Here is a 25,164-nt window from a genome sequence, read left to right on the forward strand (position 1 = left end):
TTAACTTGGTTAATAATTTACAGAGTTAATAATTTAAAAAATGAAAAATATAGAAATTACAAATGCCAGGCAAAATAATCTCAAAAATATTTCCATAAAAATTCCAAAATATAAGATCGTAGTTTTTACAGGAGTATCAGGTTCAGGAAAATCTTCTTTGGTTTTTGAGACTATCGGGGCAGAAGCTCAACGGCAAATTAATGAAACTCAGAATAGTTTTATAAGAAACCGGCTGCAGCATTATGGCCTTCCGGATGTAGATAAAATTGAAAATCTTAATGTTCCTATTATGATCAATCAGAAAAGGCTGGGCGGAAATGTAAGATCTACCGTGGGGACAGCAGTGGATGTATCTGCTGCTTTAAGGCTTTTGTTTTCAAGAATGGGAGAACCGTTTGTAGGATATTCCAATGTTTTTTCGTTCAATAATCCGCAGTGAATGTGCCCCGAATGTGAAGGATTAGGCTTTATCCAGACCCTGGATGTCAATACTTTAATTGACCGTAATAAATCTTTACATGAGGGAGCTGTTCTATTTCCTACCTTTCAACCTGGTGGCTGGAGATTAACAAGATACACCCAATCCGGCTATTTTGATAATGATAAAAAGCTGAAAGATTTTACCCCTTCAGAATGGGAAATGCTATTAAATGCAGCAGAACATAAACCTCAGCATCCTCATAAAGATTGGGGGAAAACCGTAAAGTATGAAGGCATTATTCCAAGAATTGAAAAAGCATTTCTGAAAAAAGATTCCAAAGAAAATATAACAAGAAAAGATGCCCTGAATCATGTGGTCATTACCAGAACCTGTCCGATATGTAAAGGAAAGCGATTGAATGAAAAAATATTATCCTGTAAAATTAAAGGAAAAAGTATAGCCGATTGTACAGCGCTTTCCGTTGATGAATTACTGGAGTTTATTACTTCTCTTGATTCACATCCATATGACATAATTATCAGCGAGCTTGCGGTAAAACTTCAGAATATTATGACCATCGGACTGCAGTACCTGACCCTTGACAGAAATACAAATTCGCTTTCAGGAGGTGAATCTCAGCGGATAAAAATGGTACGCAGTCTAGGAAATAGTTTAGTGGATCTCTTATACATTTTTGATGAACCCAGTATTGGACTTCATCCAAAAGATCTGGAAAATATTGCGTCTATCATTCAGCAAATCAGGGATAAAGGGAATTCTGTTTTAATTGTGGAACATGACCCCGATCTGATTAAAATGGCAGACTGGGTTATTGATATAGGACCCGGTTCTGGAAGGAATGGAGGGGAAGTGGTATATGAAGGGACATTTGAAGACTTAAAAATGTCTGGAAGTAAGACGGGAATATATTTTTCCAAGAGGCCATTTATCAAACAAAAATTTAAAAGCCCTTTAGGCTATCTGGAAATTAAAAATGCCAGTCTCTATAACCTCAAAAATGTGACGGTTCATATTCCGACCGGGGTAATGACAGTGGTTACCGGAGTGGCAGGATCAGGGAAAAGCACCTTAATCAATCGCATTTTACCGGATTTTTATCCTGATGTAACCATAATAGATCAGTCATTGTCTGCAGCCAGTGCCCGTTCTAATTTACTTACTTACCTTGGAATATCAGATATTGTACGCAGACTTTTTGCCCGGTGTAATCATGCTTCCGACAAACTGTTTAGCAGAAATAGTGAAGGAGCCTGCAAAAACTGCAAAGGATTGGGAGTGGAGAGAATTGATCTTGCTTTTATGGATAATATTGAGCAGCCTTGTGAAGTTTGTGGTGGTTCGGGATTCAATTCTGAAGTATTAAAATACCTGTACAACGGAAAAACAATTGTAGAAATTATGGATATGACCGTTTATGAAGCCAGTCATTTTTTTAAAGAACAGTCTATTCTCAAAAATTTTGATTTGCTGATTCAGCTGGGGTTGGATTATCTGACCCTGGGGCAGAGGCTGGATCATTTTTCAGGAGGTGAAAGACAGCGTCTGAAATTAACCAAAGAATTGAAAAGTACCCATCAGACTATTATTCTTGATGAACCGAGTACCGGGCTTCATCCAAGTGATACGCAGAAATTATTAACCTTTTTTAATACTATTGCGGATCAGAATAATACATTGATTGTCATAGAACATAATCTCGACATTATTGCACAGGCCGACTGGATTATTGATATGGGCCCCGGTGCCGGAAAGTATGGCGGAGAAGTACTGTTTGAAGGAACCCCGGAAGCATTATTAAAGGATAAAACATCATTTACTGCAGAGTTTCTGAGAAAACATATCCGGTAGGATCAAAAAATTAAACCATTAAGAAAAGTCAGACCGGTAAGAAATTGCTTCGGTTTGTATTGGCAATGCCTGTAGCATATCTCTTAGCTTTCCTAATGGTTTAAATAAAATTTATTTTGACTTTTTAGCTGCTCTTACCGCAGATTGAATCTTTTTTTCAATAATTCTCCAGTCATAAAAATGAAATACCCTGCCATTGCTCATCGCAACAAATACGCCTTTCGGAAACTTCGGACCCAAATTAACAGAAGTCACTTCAGAACCATCACTTTCGAGAGTAGAAACAGGAATTTCTGCAATTCTTCCTTTTGCCGGATTCTCTCTTAAATACACATTAAACGTATCATTTTGCTGATTGGAAACCAGAATATATCCCGTTTTTTCAGAAGTGGGGTAGATTGAAATTCCTTCCACATCAGATTTAAAATCACCATTTCCGAAAACCAGAAGCTCTTCATTCCCTTTTGCCGGATCAGCATAATACTTATGAACGCCAAACTGCTCATCAGAATAATAGATATATCCCATTTCATCATCTACAGCTATGCTTTCAATCTCTTTCAGCCCGCTGTATTTTCCAAACTTACGGACAACTTCTCCGGTGATGCTTCCATTTTTTTCAGAAAGTTTATATTGCCACAGGTAACTATCTTTAGGGCCTGATTTTCTTCCCACAACAGCGAAAATATCTCCTGTCTTACTGTTTTTGTACATTGAAATTCCCATGGGACCACGTTCAGCCTCTCCGTCGAATACAGAAAATTCACCTACTTCCTTCAGTTCAGGAAGAGTATAAAGCTTGACTTTGTTGGTTTCACGTTCTGTAACAGCAGCAAGGTCTGTTTTCTTTCCCTTTAAAACAAAGCCATATTCAATGTCAACATTATTAGGACGCTTAAGACCTAAAACCTTATTAACGATCTTACCGTTGAGGTCAAAAGCATAGAGGCCACCATTGGTATCTTTATCTGTACCGATAATTATACTTTTGGAAGGATCTGTGGGATTGATCCATATTGCCGGATCATCGGTATCATGAACTACAGTTTCTGTAATTACTGTTGGTTTTAATTTTTCTACCGACTGTTCCTGTCCTTTACAATTCATAATAAAAGGGAAGAGAGCCAGTGCCGCTATATAATAATTTATCTTTTTCATGTTTCTTTAAAAATCAAATTTTATACCCATGGTAAATCTCGGTCTGTAGTATTCTGCCTGTGCCGTTCTGCTTTGAATTCCCTGGTAATATCTTAACGGCTGATTGGTCAGATTATTGGCCTCTGCAAAAATTCTCAGTTGGCTTGTGATTTTATACGAAGCATTGGCATCCAGAAAAACCTGCTTGTCATAATAGCGGTCATCAAAAGCTTTACCTCCCAATTCATCAATATAATAAGACGCATAATTCATAGAAACTCTGGCTGAAAAACGTTTGTTCTCCCATGAAAGAGATCCGTTGAACATATGAGGAGCTGCTCCCGGAAATCCTACATCTGTTCTTTCAATCCCTTCTTCATTGGTGATTCCTTTTGCCTTTGAATGGGTGTAGGTATAGTTGACATAAACTCCAAGACCTTTCCAGAATGCTCCCGGAATAAAATCCATCTGCCTCTGTAAAGCGACTTCAAAACCATAGATATCTACATTGTCACCATTACGCTGCTGAGTGAATTTCCAGTTGCTTTCTCCTCCGGGAATAGGGTTGGACTGACCTGTGAAGTCGTTGGAAAAGTCGGTTGCCGTATAATTTCTTCGTGAATAGGTATAAATAAAATTATTCAGATTTTTATAAAAAATACCTCCGGAAAGAATCCCTACAGATTTAAAATACTTTTCTGCCATAAAATCAAAATTGTAGGCATAGGTAGCTTTTAAATTCGGATTTCCGGCCGAGATGACTTCGTCTTCTGAAATTACGTTAAGGAAAGGAACCAGTGAGTAATAATTAGGACGGGCCAGAGCTGTCGTAAATGCTGCACGAAGTACAAGATCCTGAACAGGAACATACTTGAAAGAGACGTTAGGAAGTACATTGGTATAAGTGTTGGTATTGTTGATCTTTCCTACCAGATCACTTTCGTTCATTACATAATTTCCGGTGTAATCAATTTGGGTCGTCTCAATACGGGCTCCCATAATCATGGAAAGCTTATCGTTGAAATCCTGATCCCAGCGGATATATCCCGCATAAATCTGCTCTTTTGCAGTATAATTGCTTGATAGGAATTTAGAAGGTTTTAGTTTGCCATTGAATAAATTTGAATTATAAAGATCCAGTCCGCCTAAATAAGACGGATCCACAAATGTTCCCGGAACATAGTTTCCTGCCTGGAAATTGCTGCCATTGAAATATACTGTAGGTACAGAAAGTAAGCTCCCCATATTTGTGACAGGTGTAAAGGTGTAGTAATCATTCTCCCTTTCCTTATTCTTTAAACGCATACGCAAGCCGGCACGGATTCTTCCTTTTTGGCCGTCAATCACAGAAAAGGGAAAGCGTACATTCACCTTTGCACCAAATTCTTTTTCTTGCGTAAAGCTGTTGGCATCTGAAAGATCACTTAACTTATAACTTCCCGGATTATCCGGAGCAAGAAGATTGATCATAGGTTTTCTGGGATCACTAAGGTCCTGTGAAAAATTCATCTTGCTGTTTTCAAACTCTATATAACGCTGGTGAGGCTTGTCTTCGCTGGCGGTGGCATAATTCATGGACCAGTCCAGATCTATTTTAGACCCCAGTAAATGTTCACCTCTTAATGCATAGTTCTGTACTTTTTGTTTTTCAAGACGCGTATTGTCATTGTCTGAATTTCCACCCTTATTTTGCCTTGTGATGCTGCCTTTCCAGTCTGTGATCTCTGATTCATCAGCATTATAGACTGGCTTTATTTTATATCCAAGCGCAAAACGGTTTTCCTTATCATTCCTGAAATTGTACATTGCCGAAGCGTAGATCTTGTTTTTGGAGTTGAATTCATAATCCATATTAAGATCAAAGCTGTGTCTGATACGGTGTTCATTGTACTGACGGACTCCCATTTTACTTATATAGGCCGTCTGCGCCTTATCGTTAGCCTGGCTCCATACAGGTTCTATATTGTCTGAACCAAAATTATTGTTGTTATAAGAAAAACTGAATACAGCACCCAGCTTTTTGTTTAAAAAACGGTTTCCATATACCAGACCTGCTGTATAATTTCCCTTCTCCCGGATGGGATTATAACCTCCGGCTAATGTTGCAGAAATTCTTTGCCCGTTAGGAGATGCTCTTGTGATCAGGTTTACAGATCCTCCAATGGCATCAGCGTCCATGTCGGGAGTTAATGTTTTATTCACTTCAATAGTGGAAATCATGTCTGAAGGAATAAGATCCATCTGAACATTCCGGTTATCTCCCTCAGCAGAAGGAATTCTGTCACCATTTAGGGTTACAGAGTTGAGGTTCGGGGCAAGCCCTCTGATAATAAGGTTTCTGGCTTCTCCCTGGTCATTTTGTATCGTGATTCCGGGAACACGCTTTAAAGCATCTCCAATATTAGCGTCAGGAAAACGCCCTATCTGGTCGGAAGAAATTACGTTGGTGATATTGGCATTGTTTTTCTGCTTGTTTAAAGCTCTGGCCTGGTTTTTTAAAGTAGCTCCGGAAACCACGATTTCTCCAATGCTTGTCTCTTTTTTATCAAAAACAATATTTTGGCTGGTGTTTTTTTCGGGCTCTACAACAACGTTATACTGACGAGTCCCATAGCCCAGATAGTCAATCTTCATCGTATAATTTCCGGGTGGGACATTCAGGAAAACGAAATTTCCATGCTCATCAGAAGTAGTATAGATATTTCCGGGGCTTAGAGAGATTTTAGCCCCAGGTAAGGCTATTTTAGCATCGTCATTAATGTTTCCGGTAACACTACCGGTTTGTGCATAGAAAAATAGAGAAGCACAAAACAAAACAGAGGTAAAAATTTTCTTCACTTTACTTATAATAGATTAAATTGGAACAAAATTAAACGTCTGTTTGGATAATCAGTTGAAGTGTAAATTAAGGTTTTTTTAATATTTGTTAATATAGGGTAGATTTAGCCGAAATAAAAGCAGGTTTCAGCAATGGCAATTGCCTTTATGGTTTGAATGCTGACTGGAATTCCCTGAAAGCCTGGCCAAATTTTTCAGTAAGTTCGTAGTTACTGAACTCATATTCTTCATGAAGGCGTAAAACTGAGGAAAAAAATAAATCCTGCCATGGCAGGATTTACAGTCATTCTTTGCGTTTTTATACAATCATGGTCCGGAATATTCTTTTTCAAAAGCTGATTATCAATTTGTCACATTATTGCGGTGTAATCTTTTGTCTCATTAGCTGTCAGCTGTTTTAAAATTTCAGTTTGTTGCAATATCATTTTTTCTTTTATTCTGGCCTCGTCTACAGTACCATCCAGGGGGAAATAAGAAATGTCAGTTACTCCCATATGATTCAAAAGCTGTGTGATGTGAATTTCCAGCGGATTTCTTACTTTATGAGAAATGCCCCCCATTGAAGAGATGATATATGCCTTTTTATTCTCAAGTAATCCTTTGCGGGTGCTATTATAACCTGTAAATGTTTTCTTCGTTCTGACAACGCTGTCAAAATAGGCTTTTAATGAAGAAGGAATCCCATAGTTGTACATCGGGCAGGTAATCAGGAGTTCTTTACACTGATACAATTCATTGATCAGTTCATCAGAGAAACAAATGCTTTCCATATCAGGCGTTTCACTAAAGAAGGCATTCACGGTCTGTTGGGTGATATGAGGAACAGGCTGTCTGGTAAGATCTCTTTCCAGAATGGTATTAACTGGGTTCTTTCTTTTCCATTGCCTAATAAAATAATCTCCTAATGTACGGGAGTAAGATTTTTCTGTTCTAAGGCTGCTGTCGATTCTAAGTAGTGTGTTCATATTTTTTTCTTTAAAGACACACTGCTTTTTTAAAATGTGACATTTATTGCAGTTTTTTTAATTTTTCAGGATCCACAATAGAATAGATTTCACGGATCATACCTTCTGGATCAATATCCAGAATGTGACAGTTATAAATACGGTCTTTCTGCCAGAAGCAAATGGCGGGCTGATGATTAAAGATATGGAAAGTATAGGGCTTGTTGCCAAGAAATTGCTGCTGTACGTAGGCTAAAAGCTGAGCTGCAGCCGATTTTCCAACTTCTACAGCCTTGATTACCCGAACGCGTTTTCCACCATCTGCTGAAAGTTTTATATCATCAATAAGCAGTTTCTCGATATCAGTCGCATTTCCTTCACTCAGTGCCTGTTGGTATTTCTGAAGAATCTCTGTCTCGGAAGCAGTACCGATATTATCCGGCTTATACTTTATATCCTGCAATTGCTTAGAAGCACGGCTTAATAACTTCCGTGAATTTTCTACTGAAATAGCAAGAATTTCTGAAATTTCCTGATGAGAATAGTCAAAAGCTTCTTTGAGTATATAGACGGCACGCTCCCTTGCATTGAGTTTCTCTAACAGGACAAGCAGGGTATAGCGGACTGTTTGTTCCTTAATAAGTTTGTTTTCTGCATTTTCAAAAGAGAGAGGTTCAGGGAGCCATTCTCCATAGACCATTTTCTTGTGATGCCGGTTTTTAAAGTTAATGGCATGATTAATCGTACTTTTAATCAGAAAATTAATCTCATTTCTAATTTCAGATTTATCTAAAGAAATATATTTTTCTATGACATCCTGTACCAGATCCTGAGAATCTTCATAGGAACCGGTAATATTATAGGCATAGGTCAGGAGCCTGCTGTAATTTTCCTTCATAATATTTCTTTTAAGACAAAGTTATCAGGCAAAATGTGACAACTAAATGAGAGAAATTTTTTTAATTGAAAATTAAGAACTAATAATTGAGAATTGAAATTATCCATTTTTCAAAATGAATTCGGTACATCACTGAAAGAACTTTATATAAATCCTCCTGTATAATAAAGCTGTACGAGAAAGAAAAGCAAAGTAAAGAACCACACAACATAAGGATGGTAGCGGAAGTTTTCTTTCAGGATATAATGAAGCGCCTTAAACAACTTGAAGAGCCCTATAATTCCTATGATAATAAAGGTAAAGAAAACTGCGAGGAATGCATAGTCTCTGATTCCGTAGGTCTGCACAGTTGCAAAGTGGTTAATATAGGACTGTACATTGATAGTTTTCCCTAAAAACATCGCTGAAATAATTAATATAAAAAATGGAGTAGAAGTATACACGGTAGTATAAATAAAAGAAAACAGAAGTGTCCGGAAGGCAGAAGTGTTCACCTTTTCTTTTTTATAGACCAGTAATATTACACTGAATAATACTGCCGTGATATTATTAAAAAGAAATATAAACAGGGCTTTTTCTACCATGCTCAATCCTTTGATTCTGGAAATAAAGTTCTGTTCATTGCTATAATCCATTAACAATACAGAAACAATGACAGAGGTATACACAGAAAGCTTGATAGGGGACAGGTAATCCTGAAACCGTTCTGTTTCCTCTTTTTCCATTTCATGTACCGAAAATTCATAACAGCGATGGGGGGCCTGAAACAATTTAAAAATAGTAACAGGTACCAGCAGAATTTCTATAATAATCTGCAGGCAGAGCTTCTCAAAGCTGTCAATTAATTTTTCGAACATAGATACCGGGGTATTAAGAGAATGTGTTCATGATGCAATTTAAATAAAATTTAGATTGCCTGTAAAATAAAACTGATGAATATTAAAAAAGGTGCCTGATCTTACTAAGATGAGGCACCTGATATTTTTTTCCGATTCTTTTTTATTTTGGAAGACCCTTTTTCAGAGCAATATTGGCTCTCTCAACGGCTTTTCTTTCCTTCCAGTCCATATATCTTTTTTTGTAACGGCCTTTCATGAAGTTATCAAAGTTACGCTGAACGGCAAGATTCCAAAGAGAATGTGCCTTTACAGCCCAGCTTTTGTCCCACGCACGAAGGGATATAGAGAAAGAACCGTCCAGATACTTCATCCAGTGCCACCATCCTGTTGGCATAAACAGCGTATCCCCATGTTCCAGAAAACATTCAATCCCCTCAATTCCGTCAAGTGCCGGGAATTTTTCGAAATCAGGATTGGCTATATCATAATCTTCCAATGCATAAGTTGCGTAAGGAAGTTTGTAAAGACGCGTTTTCCATTTATATTCAAAAAGAAGAACATGCTTTCTTCCGTTAAAATGAGTATGGAAGATATGAGGCATATCAATATCATAATGAAGGAAAGTCACAGAGCCTTTACCTCCAAAGAACATACTTGGATACTTATCTAAAAATCCTCCCATCAGATTTTTTGGAGGAACATATTCATCCAATAATTTAGGAGCAAATTTTATAGGATCAAAAAAGAAAATTCTAAGATCTGTAGGCTCTCTTTGGATAAGGTCTACATAATCACCGAACTTCATTTTGGTGGTCGGGGTATTGATGGGAGCTGCAGGGTCTGCTTTGGCACTGTCATATAAAGGCACTTCAACATCACCTACTACCTCTTTCATGTACTCCATCGTCCATTTTTGGTACGCAGGCCATTTCCTAGCCATATTCTTGATTACCACTGGCTTGCATGGCTTTAGATATTTTTCACGAAAATCTTCTTGTGAAATATCATCTACTACATCAATAGGTTTAAGGAGTATTCCCATTCGTTTAAATTATTAAGCTAAAGTATTAAATATTTATGAAAATAAATAGAAAGAAATTAAATTATTTGGAACTAATATAAATAAATATAACTACTAAAAGTCAAATAAGCTTAATAAAGCTATATCAGACAGTTCGTTCCTATTTTTGCATCCGAAAAACAGGTGTTTTTGAACCGTAAAATAATATTTGTAAAATATGATATTTGTCTGTATACTTGCCTTATTATTTAGAAGAAAAGATTAATAACCGATGAATGATAATCAGTTTGTATATGCAGTTTCAATAATTTGCCTGCTGTTTATTATTGTTTCCTTTAAGGTCAATAGACTTTTGGGAGTTATTAATAGTGTTGTATTCTTGTTGTACAGTACGTTTTTGTATTATAATTTATTTTTCAAAAGTGGAGGTGGGATGAGTCTTGTATGGTGGTTTTATCTGCTGCTTGTCATGGGAATCCATATGCTGACCGTTGGGATTTTCTTTTTAATTAAACTTTTAAAGACTAAATAATCTGAAGAATTAAATAAAATGGATAATTCTTTTGATAACGAGTTTGAAAAGTTCTTTGAAGAAGATCTTTAGGTCTTACCATATAGTATTACTGATGTAAGTTTCCTCTTTGCATTAAACATGCCATTTCCATTTTCAATTCTTATATTTGATCTATGAAAACAGGTGTACTAGCATTATCTTTTGTTATTTTCAGCAGTGGTTATTTTGCACAGACAAAATTCCAGACCAAACCGGAAACGGGAGTGTCACACGAATTGGCTCAGTTGAGAAAAACTACATTAAGCACTGTTAAATATGAACTTAACCTGCAAATTCCTGAAAATAAATCAGAAAGAATATCAGGGGCAGAAGTTCTTTCTTTCCATTATAAAAAACAAAACGAAGCACCTTTATTAATCGATTTTAAAGAAGAAGCAGCCTCGTTGATATCTGTATCTGTAAACGGGCAGACGACTCCACCGGTTTTGGAAAACGAACATATCATTATTGATGCAAAATACCTGAAATCAGGATTTAATCAGATCAATTTTACTTTTCTTGCCGGAAATTCTGCATTAAACAGACGTGACGGCTATCTCTATACTTTATTTGTACCGGATCGTGCAAGAACCATGTTCCCGTGTTTTGATCAGCCTAATCTGAAAGCTAATTATTCTTTAACATTAACAATTCCTGAAAAATGGAGTGCCATCGCTAATGGAGAACTTGAAAATACAACCTTACAACAAGGGAAAAAAATCCTCCATTTTAAGGAGTCAGATGTAATTCCTACATATCTGTTTTCTTTTGCTGCAGGAGATTTTAAAACCTTTACAGAAAAAATAGATCAACAGGATTCTAAACTCTTATACCGTGAAACAGATTCTGTGAAAATAAAAAACAGCATGGATTCTATTTTTACCCTCTACCGGAATTCACTGGATTATTTTACAAAATGGACTAATATTCCGCATCCTTTCCAAAAACACGGAATGGTTGCGGTACCGGATTTTCAGTTTGGAGGAATGGAACACCCAGGTGCTATCTTGTTTCAGAATTCAACCCTGTTTTTAGATAAAAGTGCTACACAAAGCCAACTCAATAACCGTTCAAACCTTATTGCTCATGAAGTTGCCCATCTCTGGTTCGGAGATATGGTTACGATGGATTGGTTTAATGATGTTTGGATGAAAGAGGTTTTTGCAAACTTTATGGCCGATAAAAGTACAGGAGCGGCTTCGGACAAAGCAGTTTATGATCTTAAATTTTTAACCACCCATTTTCCTGCGGCCTATTCTATAGACCGTACTTTGGGAGCGAACCCGATCAGACAGGTTCTGGATAACCTTCAAAATGCAGGGATGATGTATGGGCCTATCATTTACAATAAAGCCCCCATTATGATGCGCCAGCTGGAATTATTGATTGGTGAAGAAGATTTCCGAAAAGGAATTGAAGAATATCTTAAAAAATATGCTTACAGCAATGCAACCTGGCCGGATCTGATTGATATTCTTGATAAGCATACTAAGGAAGATTTGCAAAGCTGGAACAAAGTCTGGGTTAATGATCCGGGTAGACCTGTTGTGGATTACAACATAAAATATAAAGGTGACAAGATAGAAACATTTACCGTTTCTCAGCATCCAGAATATGGAAAAGAGCAGAAAGTTTGGCCACAGGAGTTTCAGATAAGTTTATTTTACCCTGGAACAGTCGAGAAAGTTGATGTTAAATTATCAGGAGCGCAGAAGGAAATTCTGGAATTAAAAGGAAAGAGCAAACCTTTTTTCGTCCTGCAGAATTCTTCAGGGATTGGATATGGGGTATTCGGGATTGATAAATCTGCAATGTCTGAATTTTCTATAGTAAAGGATCCGATAAACCGTGCCAGTGCTTACATTTCTTTATACGAAAATATGTTGGGCGGCACAGGAGCTTCACCTCAGGAACTATTGGACTTCTTTACCGGACAGCTGCAAAATGAAACTTCAGAACTGAATCTCCGTCTTATTACCGGTTATATTTCTGCAGTATACTGGAGCTTTTTACCAGAAAATAAAAGAACTGAAGTTTCTGAAAATCTGGAAAATACAGTATGGAAAGCATTACAGGTACAGACAGCAAAAAATAATAAGAAAATTTTATTCGATTGCTATCAGGGGATTTTTCAATCCTCAAAGGCATATGACAACCTATATGCGATCTGGAAATCCCAGACTCCGCCACAAGATGTATCTCTCAATGATGAAGACTTTACCAATCTAGCGCTTGCTTTATCACTTCGGAATAATGATAACAATTCTTTGCTACAGGAACAGTTAACGAGAATAAAAAACCCGGACAGGATAAATCGCTTTAAAATCATTATGAAAGCAGCTTCTTCGGACAAAGATATCCGTGATGAATTTTTTAATGGTCTTTCAGAAAAACAAAACAGATCCAATGAGTCTGCAGTGGGTGCCTCTCTTACTTATCTGCATCATCCTTTGAGACAGAAGACTTCTGTTAATTACGTTCCAAAGACTTTAGAGCTGCTGCAGGAGATTCAAAAAACGGGAGATATCTTCTTCCCGGATAACTGGCTCCGTTCCACATTAGGAGCTTACCAAAACCCAAAAGCTCTGGATATGGTCAATCAGTTTTTATTACAAAATCCGAATTATAATCCAATATTGAAAAATAAGATCCTGCAGGCTTCAGATAACCTGAAAAGAGCTCAGAAGCTTATAAAATAAAAACAACCTTTGCTTTTATGAACAAAAATAAACAGATCCAGTTTTTATGAAATATCTATATTATCATCCACTAATAAAGGGATAAAAGCGTTCATACATTTGCGGTTCAAAAAACGTTGTATCAGCTTTTGCGGCTGACCCGGAAAATCATTATATTCGGCTTCATAAAAAATAATATGCAAGTATATGAAGCGGTTTCTGTGGGACTGTACCTGTTGCTAATGATAGGTATAGGCATATATTCTTATAGAAAATCAACAAGCAATTCTGAAGAATTTTTAATAGGTGGTCGGAAAATGGGCCCTGCGGTAACGGCATTGTCTGCCGGTGCTGCTGATATGAGCGGATGGCTGCTGATGGGAGTTCCCGGAGCCATGTATCTGTCGGGTATTTCCAGTGCATGGATCGCTATTGGCTTAACGATTGGGGCTTATCTCAATTACATAATTGTTGCACCGAGACTCAGAATTTATACAGAAGTAGCTCAGAATGCTATTACGCTACCTGTTTTTTTTGAAAACAGATTCAAAAATAAAAACCATCTTCTCAAGATCACCTCATCCATTTTTATTCTGGTGTTTTTCACCCTTTACACTTCAGCAGGGATGGTGTCCGGTGGAAAATTATTTGAATCGGCCTTTGGGATGGATTACACCGTAGGTTTACTTTTAACAAGTGTGGTGGTTGTTTTATATACATTTTTAGGAGGATTTCTTGCTGTGAGCCTTACAGATTTTGTACAGGGAACCATTATGGTGCTGGCATTGGTGATTGTACCAATTGTAGCGGTTATCCAAATTGGAAGTGTTGGTGAAACGCTTTCGTTGATTGAAACTAAAGATCCGAAATATCTTGATTTATTCAGAGGGACAACTACCGTAAGTATTGCATCTTTGTTGGCGTGGGGTCTTGGCTATTGTGGTCAGCCTCATATTTTAGTCCGTTTTATGGCGATTGATAAACCTAAAGATCTTGTAAAAGCAAGACGAATAGGTATTACATGGATGATCTTTACCGTTGCCGGAGCATTAGCCATAGGTTTGATAGGGATTGCTTATCTGCAGAAATTTGATGTGGAAACCATGTTGAAATTTGATGGATCAAAGACCGAGGCAGAAACAATATTCATTTATTTTTCCCGAATATTATTCCATCCGTTTATAGCAGGATTTCTGCTTACAGCGATTCTTGCGGCTGTAATGAGTACAATTTCATCTCAGTTACTGGTAACGTCAAGTTCATTAACAGAAGATATTTATAAAGCTTTTCTGAATAAAAAAGCAACTCCAAAACAACTTTTGATAGCCAGCAGACTTTCTGTTTTACTGGTAGCAATTATTGCAGGGCTTCTGTCGCTGGACCCTAAAGACAGTATACTTAATCTGGTTGGAAATGCCTGGGCTGGTTTTGGTTCAGCATTCGGACCCCTTATTTTACTGTCACTTCTATGGAAGAAAACAACCTGGCAGGGAGGTCTTTCCGGAATGCTTGTAGGAGGAGTAACAGTATTGGCCTGGGTTTACCTTCAGCATCCGCTGAAAGACTGGTATGAAATAATTCCTGGATTTACGCTCTCTTTATTAGCCAATATTGTCGTTTCTTTGTTTACCTACAAACCTGATATGATTATTGAGCAGGAATTTGATGAAATGAAGAAAATTATGAAGGAATAATATTCAGTTCTGTATATATTTCATTGATCATATACCTGGAAACGATTAATTTATTATTTTTATCAAATTAAAAATGCAGTGTATATTTTTGCAGGTGAAGGTACAAATTTTCCAGCGGGTATTTTTACACATCCGCAAATGCTGAACCACAGATAAAAAAATCATTAAGCGGAATATTGAATAAATATCCTGTAGATAAAGGATTTTATGATTGTACAATTCAGGAAGGCTTTTTTACGATTCGGACAAAAAACCAAAAAGAATCAAAATTTATACAGAAGTTTACCTTTGCTTCACTGGAATATTTTCACTTTGAAAATGGTAATTTAAAATAACAGCGCTGGTGAAATTATTGTTAAAAAGTACAAATTTATCAGAGCAATCTGCCTTGCAGAATAGACTGCCCTAAAAAAGAAAAACTAATGATTAATCTATCAATTATACCTAATGAAAATCTAAAGGATGTTTCTCTGGTCTATCATTTTTATGAAGATACGGGCAGAATACCGCTTGAAATAATTTTTGATGCATATTCTGTTTATCAGGAAGGTATTACAATAGATAATTATGACGGGGAAACGGGAAATTTTATCACATTTAAGTTTGATAAAGTATCAAAAAGCCTTGTCAATATTACCTTTGTATCTGTTAATGGGAAAAATATTATACCTGAAAACTTCATGGAAAATATTCATGCTGCTGAAGGTAGGTATCAGTTTTGTTTACATGATAATAAGGCTGCCCAAAGAACATATCATACCACTCAAATCTTATTTGATGTTCAGTGTCAGAATATTTTGGTCTTCTTTGGCAAAGCTGATGTCAATGCATTGACATTTTATGATGCAGATGAACATCTATCCCTTGGACTGGATACGGATTATAATTTTAAAAGTATCCTATTGAAAAAGCTGGAAAAAGAACAAATAAAACAAATCCTTAATTTGTAATATCAGTAAAATTTGAAATAAAGGTTCTGTCACAGTAGGTGTAACATCACGATTGAAAAGAGGGTAATACTTCTGATTGACGTGAAGTTGTACTTATTCCAAATATTATTTAAACTTAATGAAAAAACTATGTATCATCACTGGCGGCCCCGGTGCCGGGAAAACAGCTTTGCTGGATGAATTACAGAGGCGGGGATTTCAGACAGTTCCTGAAGAAGGCCGTAGAATAATCAAAGAACAGATCGCTCTGAATGGAAACGGGCTTCCCTGGCTCAATAAAAAGTATTTTGCAGAATTGATGTTCAATGCTTCTTTAGAAAGATTTCAGGAGATAAACTCAGGGGCTGATTCTAAAATCATATTCTTTGACCGGGGAATATTAGATACCTCAGGATATCTTAAACTGGAAAATATACCTGTTTCTGAAGAAATGCAAATCAAATCTGCTGAAATGATCTATCATAAAAATGTTTTTATTCTTCCGCCCTGGAAAGAAATTTATGAAAACGATCAGGAACGAAAACAAACTTTTGAGGTAGCTGTATCCACTTTTTACTGTATCAAGGAGATCTATCTGGCCTACGATTATCATGTTATTGAAGTCCCTAAAGGTACAGTAGAAAAAAGAGCAGATTTTATTCTTGAAACTATCAAAGTGAATCAAATGTTTTTGTAACTTCGGTTGTCTAAAATATATAAGATAATGAATATCAGGAAAATGAAAAAAGAAGATCAGAATGCTGTTGCAGTTTTACTGGATCAGCTTGGATATCCTGATACAGGGGAATTTATTGCTCAAAAAATTAAAAATCTTTTAAATGATCCCGATGAATACTTAACAGTAGTGGAAAATTCCGAAGGAAAAGTGACCGCATTTATATCTATTCATATTATTCCACAGATTGCGCTTAAAGGAGATTTTGCCCGAATCAGCTATTTCTCGGTTGATGAAAATTTCAGAAGTTCAGGACTTGGAAAACAGTTGGAAGAATATTGTGAGAAAATAGCGCGAACGCGAAAGTGTGATCGTATAGAAGTACACTGTAACGGCAAAAGAGAAAAAGCTCATCAATTTTATTATAGGCAGGGTTATACAGAATCTCCCAAATATCTTATAAAAAAACTATAACAATGAATGAGAGTTTCGCCAAAGAATTGCTGAAACTGGCAGATAAAGATTTAGCCATAAGACAGCAGTTATTAGCTGAAGGAAAGCTGTCAGCCGGTTATCATCCCGAAATGGAAAAAGTTCATACAGATAATGCAAAAAGGCTGCGTGAAATTATCGCAGAAATCGGGTTTCCAACCATTTCAAAAGTAGGTGAAAATGCAAGTAATGCTGCATGGCTGATTGTACAGCATTCCATTGGGGAGCCTGATTTTATGAAACAGTGTTATAAGATGATGGAAGAAAACAGTAATGATTTGGATGCCAGGAACACAGCCTATTTGTATGACCGCATTCAGGTATTCCAAAGTAAACCCCAAAAATACGGAACACAAATTATTCCTGAAGGAATTTATCCTGTTGAAGATAAAGACAACCTTAATAAGGAGCGCGAAAAGGTCAATCTGCTGCCATTATCCCAGGAAAAAATTAATTGGATCCCGACTCCGGAAAATATTCCGGAAATTGAGGCGAAAGATAAAGGATATAATATTTGGAGGAAGAAAGTTGGCTGGATATAATATATGGAGTTTAACGTTTTATAAAACTAATAAAGAATGTTCCTGATATGGTGTCTATTTAGTTTGCGCTAAAGCAGTCATTCTCTCTCTGGCATATATAATCTGTTCCTTTTCTCTTTCCTGGTCAGGTTTGTTTTTGAGATACAACTGATAATAGACCACCGCATTTTTAGGCTGTTTTAGATTAAGGTCATATAGAAGGCCTAAACGGTAACAGATCATATTGCTCTGTCCGAAACTAAGTCCTCTTTTATAAGCTGCCAGTGCATCACTGTACCGGCTTTTTGCTTCATAAATACCTGCCAGCGCAGCATAATAAAGTGGAGTATGATCTGAAATCGCTTCATCAATGGTTTTTTGAGCATAGATTGCAGCCTTATCATAATCCTTTAGTTCACGATAGCTCAAAGCCATATAATACAATGTTCCCTCATTCTGAATCCCCAGATCTTCAAGAACTTTATACAGATTAATGCATTTCTGATAATCTTTTACATAGAAATAGGCCTGTCCTGTATCATTCATAACGTTGACGTCAGCATTGATTTTCAACAATTTTTCGCCGGTCTCGATCACTTCCTGATACTTGCCTAGCTGATTGGCTAAAGGTAATTGAGCCTGCTGTAGAGTAAAATTTTCAGGATCTGCAGAAATAGCTGTTTTTAAAATATCATATGCCTGTTGATATTCTTTAAGCTCCCGGTAAACCATAGAAAGATCATACGCTACATCCGGATCTGCAGTCTTCAGTGTATTGGCTTTTTTGAGAAATTTAAGTTTTGCATCAGGAACATCTTCATAAGCTGCAAGCTGTTTATAAGCACTGAAATTGAGGCTGTCTAACTGAATAATCTGATGAAGATAAGATTTTGCTTTGGAAGCATTACCCCGTCTGGAATTGATGCTGGTAAGACTGAATAAGGCAGATAAATTGTTAGGCTGCAGACTGTTGATTTTCAGATAACTTTTTTCAGCTTCAGGAAGTTTCCCTGCCATCAGATTACAGTAAGCAATTTGGCTGAGCGCCTTTATATCCTTTGTATTCTCATTGTATATACTTTGAAGGTACTTGGCAGCATCTTCATAGCGCTGGTTTTCATAATATTCAAGCAGTTTCTCGGGGTCAATTTTTGCAGACTGAGCGGATATATTTTTGAAACTCAGAATAGCAATCAATAAAGAAAGCCAAATTTTCATCATTATTGTTTTTTTTACTAAAATATCAGATATTTAATAATTTTCCAAATTTAGTGATTAGTTATTAAACGCTTTTTTGATGTTTTGAATAATTTATATCAGAAATTATAATCTTCTTTTTCAGGATTTCTTATCTTCAAATGATAAAACGGACTGTTAATTTGATTAAAGGCTTAACCAATGGAAATAAAATCTGTGAAATCATTTGTTGATTACGGTGAAAAAATCAGAGAAGGAACAAGCAGAATCATTGAATCAGTATCTCCTGTACATGTAGATTTTCCCTCTAAACCCGGGAAATTTACCATTGGAGATCAGATCAGATATATTGCCACCATTGAACGCTATAGGTATTGCGAAACCATTTCAGGAAGAAAAAGTGCTTATCAGGGATGTAGAAGAGACCTGGCAGACGGTTATGAAAATACCGTGATTTTTTTAATGAAATGCACAGACAAACACTGGAAATAATTAATAATTTGTCCAATGAAGATCTTTACCGGAAATGTTTAACACCTGCCAATAGTGAAATTTCAACTTGGAAATGGCTTCGTGCAATGATAGAACATGAAATTCATCACAGAGAAGAAATATACATATACCTCAATCTGCCTGATGTAAAGACACCTCAGATCTATGGACTTTCTGCAGAAGAAGTATGGGGAGTAAGCGTTCAACTGTAAGAAGTAAAACATTTCTACCTGTTAAACCGGCTGCCGTAATTTGTATATATTAGCCCTTTAAAAAATAACAATGGCCAAACCTTTCATTATTCCTTTTTTATTAGTGGTAAATTCTGCTTATGCTCAAACCAATACATACCTGAAACCGGGTGATACCCTGAAATACTCACCTCAGTCTGATAAATCTGTCTGGATTTCTGTTCAGTCGTCTGATGCCAATCTGGCTTTAGCACTATTTATGGATGGAAAAAAAGTAAAAGATCAGGATGATTCGAGAGGAATAAAAAGTGTGGAAAGGTTATATTTTACCCCTGAGAAAGGTAAAATATATGAACTTAAAATCTGGGCTAAGTCTTATTTAGAAAAGAGTAAACCTGCTAAAGTTACTATTACAGAATCTAAAAATGTTCAGGTTTTAAAAGATCAGTTAAGTGCTGGTCAGTTTGTGGAAGACCTGCATACTTTCCGTTCTATAAGAGAAAAAGCAAATTCAGGACTATATGTTTACAGGGCTAAAAAACAGATTGACAGCATTTATCAGCAGGCAGAGAAGGAAGCTGAAAACTGTAAAAATATCTTTGATTTTTACAAGGTGATTGCCAAAGTCACAGGATTTGAAGGCAGCTGTCATAACTATACTGATCTGCCCAATCATGCTTCTTATTATATGACCCAGAAGCCGGAGTATCTTCCTGTTACATTAACGAATATTGACGGACGGCTGCTGCAGGATTCTAAGGAGGTTGTGGTGCCTCTTGGCGCTGAGGTACTGTCTGTGAATGGTATTCCGGCAAAAGAGATGATCAACCGCTTTTCTCAATACTATTTTTCCGACGGATTTTCAATGCCCTATAGAGAAACAGCAGGATTTGAAAGGGGAATGATTGATAAATTTTACATGGAATTTGGAACTCACAAAAATTATGAAATCAGCTATCGGTGGAATGGAAAGATAAATAATGTTTCCCTGCCTGGGATATCATTGGAGAGTTTCAGAAAACTACAGGATTCACGGCATTCACTTTCTTTCGATAAGAAGCTGATGGCAGAAAAATACAGTTTTAATAAAGAAGGAGAGGGGATATACCGGTTATCTGTAAGAGGCTTTGACTTTGCAACAGGCAAGGAAGATCCTGCATATACCAGATTTAGTGCTTTTCTTGATCAGATGATAAATACACTAGAGCAGGAAAAGGTGAAGAATCTCATTGTCGATTTAAGAGGAAATACAGGTGGAACAGGAGCGCTTTATGAAAAAGTCTTTTCTTACCTTACACAAAGGCCTTTCCGTGACAGCCATTATGCTTATACAAAATTTAATGAGGTTCCATTAGACGAAAAGCTGGTGATTATTTCCCTTTTCCTATCCAATGGCGTAAAAGATAAATACGGATTGAATACTTATCTGAAACAGCTTTATCCTAAACAGATTCAGGATAAATATTATTGGACTGATGATAAAAATCCGCTGATTCTTCCTAATCAAAAAACCTTTAAAGGACAGCTTTATCTGCTGGTAGATCAACGTGTAGCTTCCGCAGCTTCGCACCTGGCTTCCCTGATTAAGTCATATACCAATGCAGTGGTCATTGGAAAAGAAACAGTTGGAGGGTATTATGAGCACAACGGGCACCTTCCCTTGGTTTATGAACTGCCCAATACCGGTATACAGACAGGTTTTTCCATTGTTCATGTCATTCAGGATGCCCAAAACCTTCCGGATCAGCATAAAGGACAGGGGATTATTCCTCATATTGAAGTTCACCAGACTGATCAGGAATTTTTAGACCAGACTGATGTTTATCTAAAAAAAGTTTTAGAGCTTCAGAAAGAACGGATATAATATTGATCAACCATGAAAATAGAGTAAGTTTTTTTTGAAAAATGGATAATTTTCATTGAAAGTAAAAGGGGATAAGAGCAATTGGTGAACAGATGTTTGAGCCTGATCTGTAAACGGGAATTCAAAGGAGAGATTACTAAGGAATATTACTAGGATTAAAAAATATTTCTTAAAAAACATAGTAACACATCGGGAAGTTCTCTTTGATTTTAAATGATTGGTATTTAGATTTTAATATACTTTATTTTTGATTTTTAAGTGAGTTGAATGCTTATTGAATCTAAAAAAAATAATTTTATTGAAAAAATATTTTGTCAATATTAAAAAACTTTCTATATTTGCACCACTGAAAAACAACGGTACTACCGGAGTTTATGGAGAGATGGCAGAGTGGTCGATTGCGATAGTCTTGAAAACTATTGACTGTAACAGGTCCGGGGGTTCGAATCCCTCTCTCTCCGCAGGTTGAGAAACTAAAATAAGCTAAAATGCTGTAAACATCAATGTTTACAGCATTTTCTGTTTTTGCACTACTATCAAAAAAAATCAAAATAGGTCACGATTTATATGACCTATTCCGGATCAGGTGCAAAAGTTGGGGGCTAAGCAAAAAGTTTGGTTAATCTGAATAAAAAAAATGATCTGTCCTTCACCCCTCTGAGCTGCATCCTAAAGTTTTTGATTTTAGCATTGAAAGATTCAGCCGCTGCGTTAGTGCTTCTTTTATCAAAATAATTTAGAATATCTCTGTAATGATGGATTATGGTCTTTCTTAAGGTGGAAAAAGATCTAAAATCTGCTTCTTCAACATTTCTAAACCAATGCGCAAGTTTAGTCATAGCCACAGATTTTGTAATAGGCTGATTATAGATCTTTCTAAGGCCATCGGTTAATCCATACGCTTTTTCCAGATCAGGATATTGAGCAAAAAGGATGGAAGCTCTTTGCCTCTGGGACAGCGTCCATTTTTCCCGGCTCTTGTAAAGCAGATACCTGCTTCTTGCCAGAAGCTGTTTGCGGGAATCTCCATTTTCAAATACTTCCGTCTTTAAAATTTGCTCTTCAGAGGCTTCTTCAAGAGTCTTATTTTCCATTTCAAGGGCTTCCCAACGATGTTTGATCCTGATTTCCTGAAGGGCTTCCAGAGCCAGCTTTTGAACATGAAAGCGGTCGATCACCTGTACTGCATTAGGAAAGCATCTTTTAGCAATACGCTTCATGGAGCCCGCCATATCCAAAGTTATTTCCTTTACCTTCATCCGAAGTCTCCTGCTGATTTTTAAAAGATGCGCGATGACAAAATCACTCTGAGTCCCTTTTATAATTGCAACAATACTTCCTTTTCTCCCTTTGGCTCTTTTGGAGGTAAGAACGGTATACAGTTCTCCATCAGATAAAGCAACTTCGTCTAAGGATAGGGATGCTGAGAGATTTTCAGGATAAATGATCCAGTCTTCTGCGTGAGGTTTTTGTTCCCAACTATGATATTCGCTGAGTTTATTCTTGTATTGTCTCTGGAAAGTCTTACCCTTGATACCAAAAAATTCTGCTATAACTTTGAGAGGAAGAGCTTTAGTGTCTGCTAATTTTTTTTAAGAAGACCGCAAATTCATTTGTCATGCGCGTTCCTTTAGCTACAACCTGCCAGTTTCTTTGAAGGATTTCTCCTGAAGACTTATCGGTCCATCTTCTTCTTTTCACGTGAAGCTTTACGATTTTACCCCTTAATGGGTAATCATCTACAATAATTTCAGGTAAAAAGCCTTTTGATTCTAGCAGTCTTTCTTTAAATTCCTCAGGAATACTGCTTTTTTCTTCAAAATAAATATGAAGTTCACCAGAATATTCTTCTGCTTTGAGGATATCAAAGTGTTCAACTAGAAATTCTGGAAGTAAGAATTTAAGAAGGTCGTAATCGCTTAGCATAAGACAAAGATACAACCACTAAACATTCCCCCCAACTTTTGAGACTGATCCATTATGGACCAGGTGCAAAAGTTGGGGGCTAAGCAAAAAGTTTGGTTAATCTGAATAAAAAAAACGATCTGTCCTTCACCCCTCTGAGCTACATCCTGAAGTTTTTGATTTTAGCATTGAAAGATTCAGCCGCTGCGTTAGTGCTTCTTTTATCAAAATAATTTAGAATATCTCTGTAATGGTGCATTATGGTCTTTCTTAAGGTGGAAAAAGATCTAAAATCTGCTTCTTCAACATTTCTAAACCAATGCGCAAGTTTAGTCATAGCCACAGATTTTGTAATAGGCTGATTATAGATCTTTCTTAATACATCCGTTAATCCATACGCTTTTTCCAGATCAGGATATTGAGCAAAAAGGATGGAAGCTCTTTGCCTCTGGGACAGCGTCCATTTTTCCCGGCTCTTGTAAAGCAGATACCTGCTTCTTGCCAGAAGCTGTTTTCGGGCATCTCCGTTTTCAAATACTTCCGTCTTTAAAATTTGCTCTTCAGAGGCTTCTTCAAGAGTCTTATTTTCCATTTCAAGGGCTTCCCAACGATGTTTGATCCTTATTTCCTGAAGGGCTTCCAGAGCCAGCTTTTGAACATGAAAGCGGTCGATCACCTGTACTGCATTAGGAAAGCATCTTTTAGCAATACGCTTCATGGAGCCCGCCATATCCAAAGTTATTTCCTTTATCTTCATACGAAGTCTCCTGCTGATTTTTAAAAGATGCGCGATGACAAAATCACTCTGAGTCCCTTTTATAATTGCAACAATACTTCCTTTTCTCCCTTTGGCTCTTTTGGAGGTAAGAACGGTATACAGTTCTCCATCAGATAAAGCAACTTCGTCTAAGGATAAGGATGCTGAGAGATTTTCAGGATAAATGATCCAGTCTTCTGCGTGAGGTTTTTGTTCCCAGCTATGATATTCGCTGAGTTTATTCTTGTATTGTCTCTGGAAGGTTTTACCCTTGATACCAAAAAATTCTGCTATAACTTTGAGAGGAAGAGCTTTAGTGTCTGCTAATTTTTTTTAAGAAGACGGCAAATTCATTTGTCATGCGTGTTCCTTTAGCTACAACCTGCCAGTTTCTTTGAAGGATTTCTCCTGAAGACTTATCGGTCCATCTTCTTCTTTTCACGTGAAGCTTTACGATTTTACCCCTTAATGGGTAATCATCTACAATAATTTCAGGTAAAAAGCCTTTTGATTCCAGCAGTCTTTCTTTAAATTCCTCAGGAATACTGCTTTTTTCTTCAAAATAAATATCTGCTTTGAGGATATTAAAGTGTTCAACTAGAAATTCTGGAAGTAAAAATTTAAGAAGGTCGTAATCGCTTAGCATAAGACAAAGATACAACCACTAAACATTCCCCCAACTTTTGAGACTGATCCAAATATTTCTTAATAATTACATTTAAATTTTCAATACATTGTGATTAAATTTAGAATAGAATATGTTAACAAGTTATAAAATTTAAAGATTGGTTATGGATTTGCTATTATATGGGCTGCTTAGTTTGGAATTCTCTATATAAAGATATAGCTTAGCATAAATTAAAAAACACCAGTGCACGAATGTTTTTTAGAATTAAAAAATATTAATTTTAAAAATTAAGAAAATGAATTTATCAAAATTAAATGTACAAGAATTAAGTACAAACGAAATGAAGAAAACAGAAGGAGGTTTTTTTGGTCCATTTAGAGCTGGGCTAACACTTGCTTATAGAAACTGGCTTGCACAAAATGGAGGTGGTACTTATAATGGCAGTGATTACGGTTGGGGAGGTATCCATTAATTTATTTTTCGTATATAGGCATTATTATTTTGTTAAAAACTGATTATTATGTTTGATATTATATTTGCAACACTCTTTATTGCAACAGATTTGATTATTTATATCTTTCTTGCAAGGAAATATAAAACATATAACCCCTTTAAAATAT

Annotated in this window: 23 protein-coding genes and 1 tRNA gene; 13 read left to right on the forward strand and 11 right to left on the reverse strand. The window is 36.5% G+C overall.

All coding sequences use genetic code 11. The features are described 5' to 3' along the window. Nucleotides 1-40: 40 nt before the first annotated feature. Both LF887_RS08970 and LF887_RS08975 read left to right on the forward strand, forming a co-directional pair. Nucleotides 41-439, forward strand: a complete 399-nt coding sequence (locus tag LF887_RS08970) for a hypothetical protein (protein ID WP_236858791.1) — start codon at nucleotides 41-43, stop codon at nucleotides 437-439. After that, a complete protein-coding gene (locus tag LF887_RS08975; protein ID WP_236858792.1) occupies nucleotides 440-2,290 on the forward strand; it encodes an ATP-binding cassette domain-containing protein in 1,851 nt (616 codons plus the stop codon). A gap of 111 nt (nucleotides 2,291-2,401) precedes the next feature. Here the strand turns inward: LF887_RS08975 and LF887_RS08980 are convergent, their stop codons facing one another. The 6 genes from LF887_RS08980 to LF887_RS09005 form a co-directional block, all read right to left on the reverse strand. Then, entirely contained in the window at nucleotides 2,402-3,448 is a 1,047-nt protein-coding gene (locus tag LF887_RS08980) for a phytase (RefSeq protein WP_410681120.1), read from the reverse strand. A gap of 6 nt (nucleotides 3,449-3,454) precedes the next feature. Beyond that, nucleotides 3,455-6,265 (reverse strand): TonB-dependent receptor, encoded by a 2,811-nt coding sequence (locus LF887_RS08985; RefSeq protein ID WP_236858793.1) that lies wholly within the window; start codon nucleotides 6,263-6,265, stop codon nucleotides 3,455-3,457. 350 nt (nucleotides 6,266-6,615) lie between these two features. Next, nucleotides 6,616-7,230 (reverse strand): FMN-dependent NADH-azoreductase, encoded by a 615-nt coding sequence (locus LF887_RS08990; protein WP_236858794.1) that lies wholly within the window; start codon nucleotides 7,228-7,230, stop codon nucleotides 6,616-6,618. A gap of 43 nt (nucleotides 7,231-7,273) precedes the next feature. After that, the gene (locus LF887_RS08995; RefSeq protein WP_236858795.1) at nucleotides 7,274-8,107 is read right to left on the reverse strand and encodes a sigma-70 family RNA polymerase sigma factor; all 834 of its coding nucleotides are present in this window, start codon (nucleotides 8,105-8,107) and stop codon (nucleotides 7,274-7,276) included. 143 nt (nucleotides 8,108-8,250) lie between these two features. After that, nucleotides 8,251-8,964 carry a hypothetical protein gene (locus LF887_RS09000; RefSeq protein WP_236858796.1) on the reverse strand — a complete coding sequence of 238 codons (714 nt, stop codon included), beginning with the start codon at nucleotides 8,962-8,964 and terminating at the stop codon, nucleotides 8,251-8,253. Between the two features lie 142 nt (nucleotides 8,965-9,106). Then, a complete protein-coding gene (locus LF887_RS09005) occupies nucleotides 9,107-9,988 on the reverse strand; it encodes a cupin-like domain-containing protein (protein WP_236858797.1) in 882 nt (293 codons plus the stop codon). A 666-nt stretch (nucleotides 9,989-10,654) separates the two neighbouring features. On the opposite strand from LF887_RS09005, the gene LF887_RS09010 reads away from it, so the two are divergent. The 6 genes from LF887_RS09010 to LF887_RS09035 all read left to right on the forward strand — a co-directional run bounded on the left by LF887_RS09010 (nucleotide 10,655) and on the right by LF887_RS09035 (nucleotide 17,531). After that, entirely contained in the window at nucleotides 10,655-13,219 is a 2,565-nt protein-coding gene (locus LF887_RS09010; RefSeq protein WP_236858798.1) for a M1 family metallopeptidase, read from the forward strand. Between the two features lie 176 nt (nucleotides 13,220-13,395). Next, entirely contained in the window at nucleotides 13,396-14,892 is a 1,497-nt protein-coding gene (gene putP, locus LF887_RS09015; protein WP_236858799.1) for a sodium/proline symporter PutP, read from the forward strand. A gap of 422 nt (nucleotides 14,893-15,314) precedes the next feature. Next, the gene (locus LF887_RS09020; protein ID WP_236858800.1) at nucleotides 15,315-15,842 is read left to right on the forward strand and encodes a hypothetical protein; all 528 of its coding nucleotides are present in this window, start codon (nucleotides 15,315-15,317) and stop codon (nucleotides 15,840-15,842) included. A gap of 118 nt (nucleotides 15,843-15,960) precedes the next feature. After that, nucleotides 15,961-16,518: an AAA family ATPase gene (locus tag LF887_RS09025; RefSeq protein ID WP_236858801.1), complete on the forward strand. Its 558-nt coding sequence runs from the start codon at nucleotides 15,961-15,963 to the stop codon at nucleotides 16,516-16,518. Nucleotides 16,519-16,560: 42 nt separating this feature from the next. Continuing rightward, nucleotides 16,561-16,971, forward strand: a complete 411-nt coding sequence (locus LF887_RS09030) for a GNAT family N-acetyltransferase (protein ID WP_236858802.1) — start codon at nucleotides 16,561-16,563, stop codon at nucleotides 16,969-16,971. 2 nt (nucleotides 16,972-16,973) lie between these two features. Continuing rightward, nucleotides 16,974-17,531 carry a DUF6624 domain-containing protein gene (locus LF887_RS09035; protein WP_236858803.1) on the forward strand — a complete coding sequence of 186 codons (558 nt, stop codon included), beginning with the start codon at nucleotides 16,974-16,976 and terminating at the stop codon, nucleotides 17,529-17,531. A gap of 54 nt (nucleotides 17,532-17,585) precedes the next feature. Here LF887_RS09035 and LF887_RS09040 read toward each other — a convergent pair whose 3' ends face one another. Further along, nucleotides 17,586-18,731, reverse strand: a complete 1,146-nt coding sequence (locus tag LF887_RS09040) for a tetratricopeptide repeat protein (protein ID WP_236858804.1) — start codon at nucleotides 18,729-18,731, stop codon at nucleotides 17,586-17,588. Between the two features lie 177 nt (nucleotides 18,732-18,908). Here LF887_RS09040 and LF887_RS09045 point away from each other — a divergent pair, with 177 nt between their 5' ends. The 4 genes from LF887_RS09045 (at nucleotide 18,909) to LF887_RS09060 (ending at nucleotide 21,715) form a co-directional block, all read left to right on the forward strand. Then, on the forward strand, nucleotides 18,909-19,199 hold the full coding sequence (locus tag LF887_RS09045) for a hypothetical protein (RefSeq protein WP_236858805.1): 291 nt from the start codon (nucleotides 18,909-18,911) through the stop codon (nucleotides 19,197-19,199). Continuing rightward, nucleotides 19,175-19,411 (forward strand): DinB family protein, encoded by a 237-nt coding sequence (locus LF887_RS09050; RefSeq protein WP_236858806.1) that lies wholly within the window; start codon nucleotides 19,175-19,177, stop codon nucleotides 19,409-19,411. Before LF887_RS09045 ends, LF887_RS09050 begins: the two co-directional genes overlap by 25 nt. 70 nt (nucleotides 19,412-19,481) lie before the next feature. Next, nucleotides 19,482-21,254, forward strand: coding sequence for a S41 family peptidase (locus LF887_RS09055; protein ID WP_236858807.1), 1,773 nt, complete (start codon nucleotides 19,482-19,484; stop codon nucleotides 21,252-21,254). 376 nt (nucleotides 21,255-21,630) lie between these two features. After that, a tRNA-Ser gene (locus LF887_RS09060) sits at nucleotides 21,631-21,715 on the forward strand. Nucleotides 21,716-21,856: 141 nt separating this feature from the next. On the opposite strand, the gene LF887_RS09065 is transcribed toward LF887_RS09060, so the two are convergent. The 4 genes from LF887_RS09065 to LF887_RS09080 form a co-directional block, all read right to left on the reverse strand. After that, nucleotides 21,857-22,807: a transposase gene (locus LF887_RS09065; RefSeq protein WP_262912550.1), complete on the reverse strand. Its 951-nt coding sequence runs from the start codon at nucleotides 22,805-22,807 to the stop codon at nucleotides 21,857-21,859. Between the two features lie 19 nt (nucleotides 22,808-22,826). Further along, a complete protein-coding gene (locus LF887_RS09070) occupies nucleotides 22,827-23,180 on the reverse strand; it encodes a transposase (protein WP_236855726.1) in 354 nt (117 codons plus the stop codon). 139 nt (nucleotides 23,181-23,319) lie between these two features. Beyond that, the gene (locus tag LF887_RS09075; RefSeq protein ID WP_317207805.1) at nucleotides 23,320-24,210 is read right to left on the reverse strand and encodes a transposase; all 891 of its coding nucleotides are present in this window, start codon (nucleotides 24,208-24,210) and stop codon (nucleotides 23,320-23,322) included. Between the two features lie 19 nt (nucleotides 24,211-24,229). After that, entirely contained in the window at nucleotides 24,230-24,562 is a 333-nt protein-coding gene (locus tag LF887_RS09080; protein ID WP_236858808.1) for a transposase, read from the reverse strand. 277 nt (nucleotides 24,563-24,839) lie between these two features. Between LF887_RS09080 and LF887_RS09085 the strand changes: the two genes are divergently transcribed. After that, a complete protein-coding gene (locus LF887_RS09085; protein ID WP_236858809.1) occupies nucleotides 24,840-25,016 on the forward strand; it encodes a hypothetical protein in 177 nt (58 codons plus the stop codon). The last annotated feature ends 148 nt before the right edge of the window (nucleotides 25,017-25,164 follow it).

This window comes from Chryseobacterium sp. MEBOG06, from assembly GCF_021869765.1.
Classification (GTDB): Bacteria; Bacteroidota; Bacteroidia; order Flavobacteriales; family Weeksellaceae; genus Chryseobacterium.

What these genes read in the sequence shown, in the direction of transcription:
- LF887_RS09040 (WP_236858804.1), bottom strand. Translation starts at nt 18,731, where the DNA reads ATGATGAAAATTTGGCTTTCTTTATTGATTGCTATTCTGAGTTTCAAA.
- LF887_RS08990 (WP_236858794.1), bottom strand. Translation starts at nt 7,230, where the DNA reads ATGAACACACTACTTAGAATCGACAGCAGCCTTAGAACAGAAAAATCT.
- LF887_RS09035 (WP_236858803.1), top strand. Translation starts at nt 16,974, where the DNA reads ATGAATGAGAGTTTCGCCAAAGAATTGCTGAAACTGGCAGATAAAGAT.
- LF887_RS09010 (WP_236858798.1), top strand. Translation starts at nt 10,655, where the DNA reads ATGAAAACAGGTGTACTAGCATTATCTTTTGTTATTTTCAGCAGTGGT.
- LF887_RS09025 (WP_236858801.1), top strand. Translation starts at nt 15,961, where the DNA reads ATGAAAAAACTATGTATCATCACTGGCGGCCCCGGTGCCGGGAAAACA.
- LF887_RS09000 (WP_236858796.1), bottom strand. Translation starts at nt 8,964, where the DNA reads ATGTTCGAAAAATTAATTGACAGCTTTGAGAAGCTCTGCCTGCAGATT.
- LF887_RS09045 (WP_236858805.1), top strand. Translation starts at nt 18,909, where the DNA reads ATGGAAATAAAATCTGTGAAATCATTTGTTGATTACGGTGAAAAAATC.
- LF887_RS09070 (WP_236855726.1), bottom strand. Translation starts at nt 23,180, where the DNA reads ATGCTAAGCGATTACGACCTTCTTAAATTCTTACTTCCAGAATTTCTA.
- LF887_RS08970 (WP_236858791.1), top strand. Translation starts at nt 41, where the DNA reads ATGAAAAATATAGAAATTACAAATGCCAGGCAAAATAATCTCAAAAAT.
- LF887_RS09055 (WP_236858807.1), top strand. Translation starts at nt 19,482, where the DNA reads ATGGCCAAACCTTTCATTATTCCTTTTTTATTAGTGGTAAATTCTGCT.
- LF887_RS09080 (WP_236858808.1), bottom strand. Translation starts at nt 24,562, where the DNA reads ATGCTAAGCGATTACGACCTTCTTAAATTTTTACTTCCAGAATTTCTA.
- LF887_RS09085 (WP_236858809.1), top strand. Translation starts at nt 24,840, where the DNA reads ATGAATTTATCAAAATTAAATGTACAAGAATTAAGTACAAACGAAATG.
- LF887_RS09020 (WP_236858800.1), top strand. Translation starts at nt 15,315, where the DNA reads ATGATTAATCTATCAATTATACCTAATGAAAATCTAAAGGATGTTTCT.
- LF887_RS08995 (WP_236858795.1), bottom strand. Translation starts at nt 8,107, where the DNA reads ATGAAGGAAAATTACAGCAGGCTCCTGACCTATGCCTATAATATTACC.
- putP (WP_236858799.1), top strand. Translation starts at nt 13,396, where the DNA reads ATGCAAGTATATGAAGCGGTTTCTGTGGGACTGTACCTGTTGCTAATG.
- LF887_RS08975 (WP_236858792.1), top strand. Translation starts at nt 440, where the DNA reads ATGTGCCCCGAATGTGAAGGATTAGGCTTTATCCAGACCCTGGATGTC.
- LF887_RS09050 (WP_236858806.1), top strand. Translation starts at nt 19,175, where the DNA reads ATGCACAGACAAACACTGGAAATAATTAATAATTTGTCCAATGAAGAT.
- LF887_RS08980 (WP_410681120.1), bottom strand. Translation starts at nt 3,448, where the DNA reads ATGAAAAAGATAAATTATTATATAGCGGCACTGGCTCTCTTCCCTTTT.
- LF887_RS09030 (WP_236858802.1), top strand. Translation starts at nt 16,561, where the DNA reads ATGAAAAAAGAAGATCAGAATGCTGTTGCAGTTTTACTGGATCAGCTT.
- LF887_RS09005 (WP_236858797.1), bottom strand. Translation starts at nt 9,988, where the DNA reads ATGGGAATACTCCTTAAACCTATTGATGTAGTAGATGATATTTCACAA.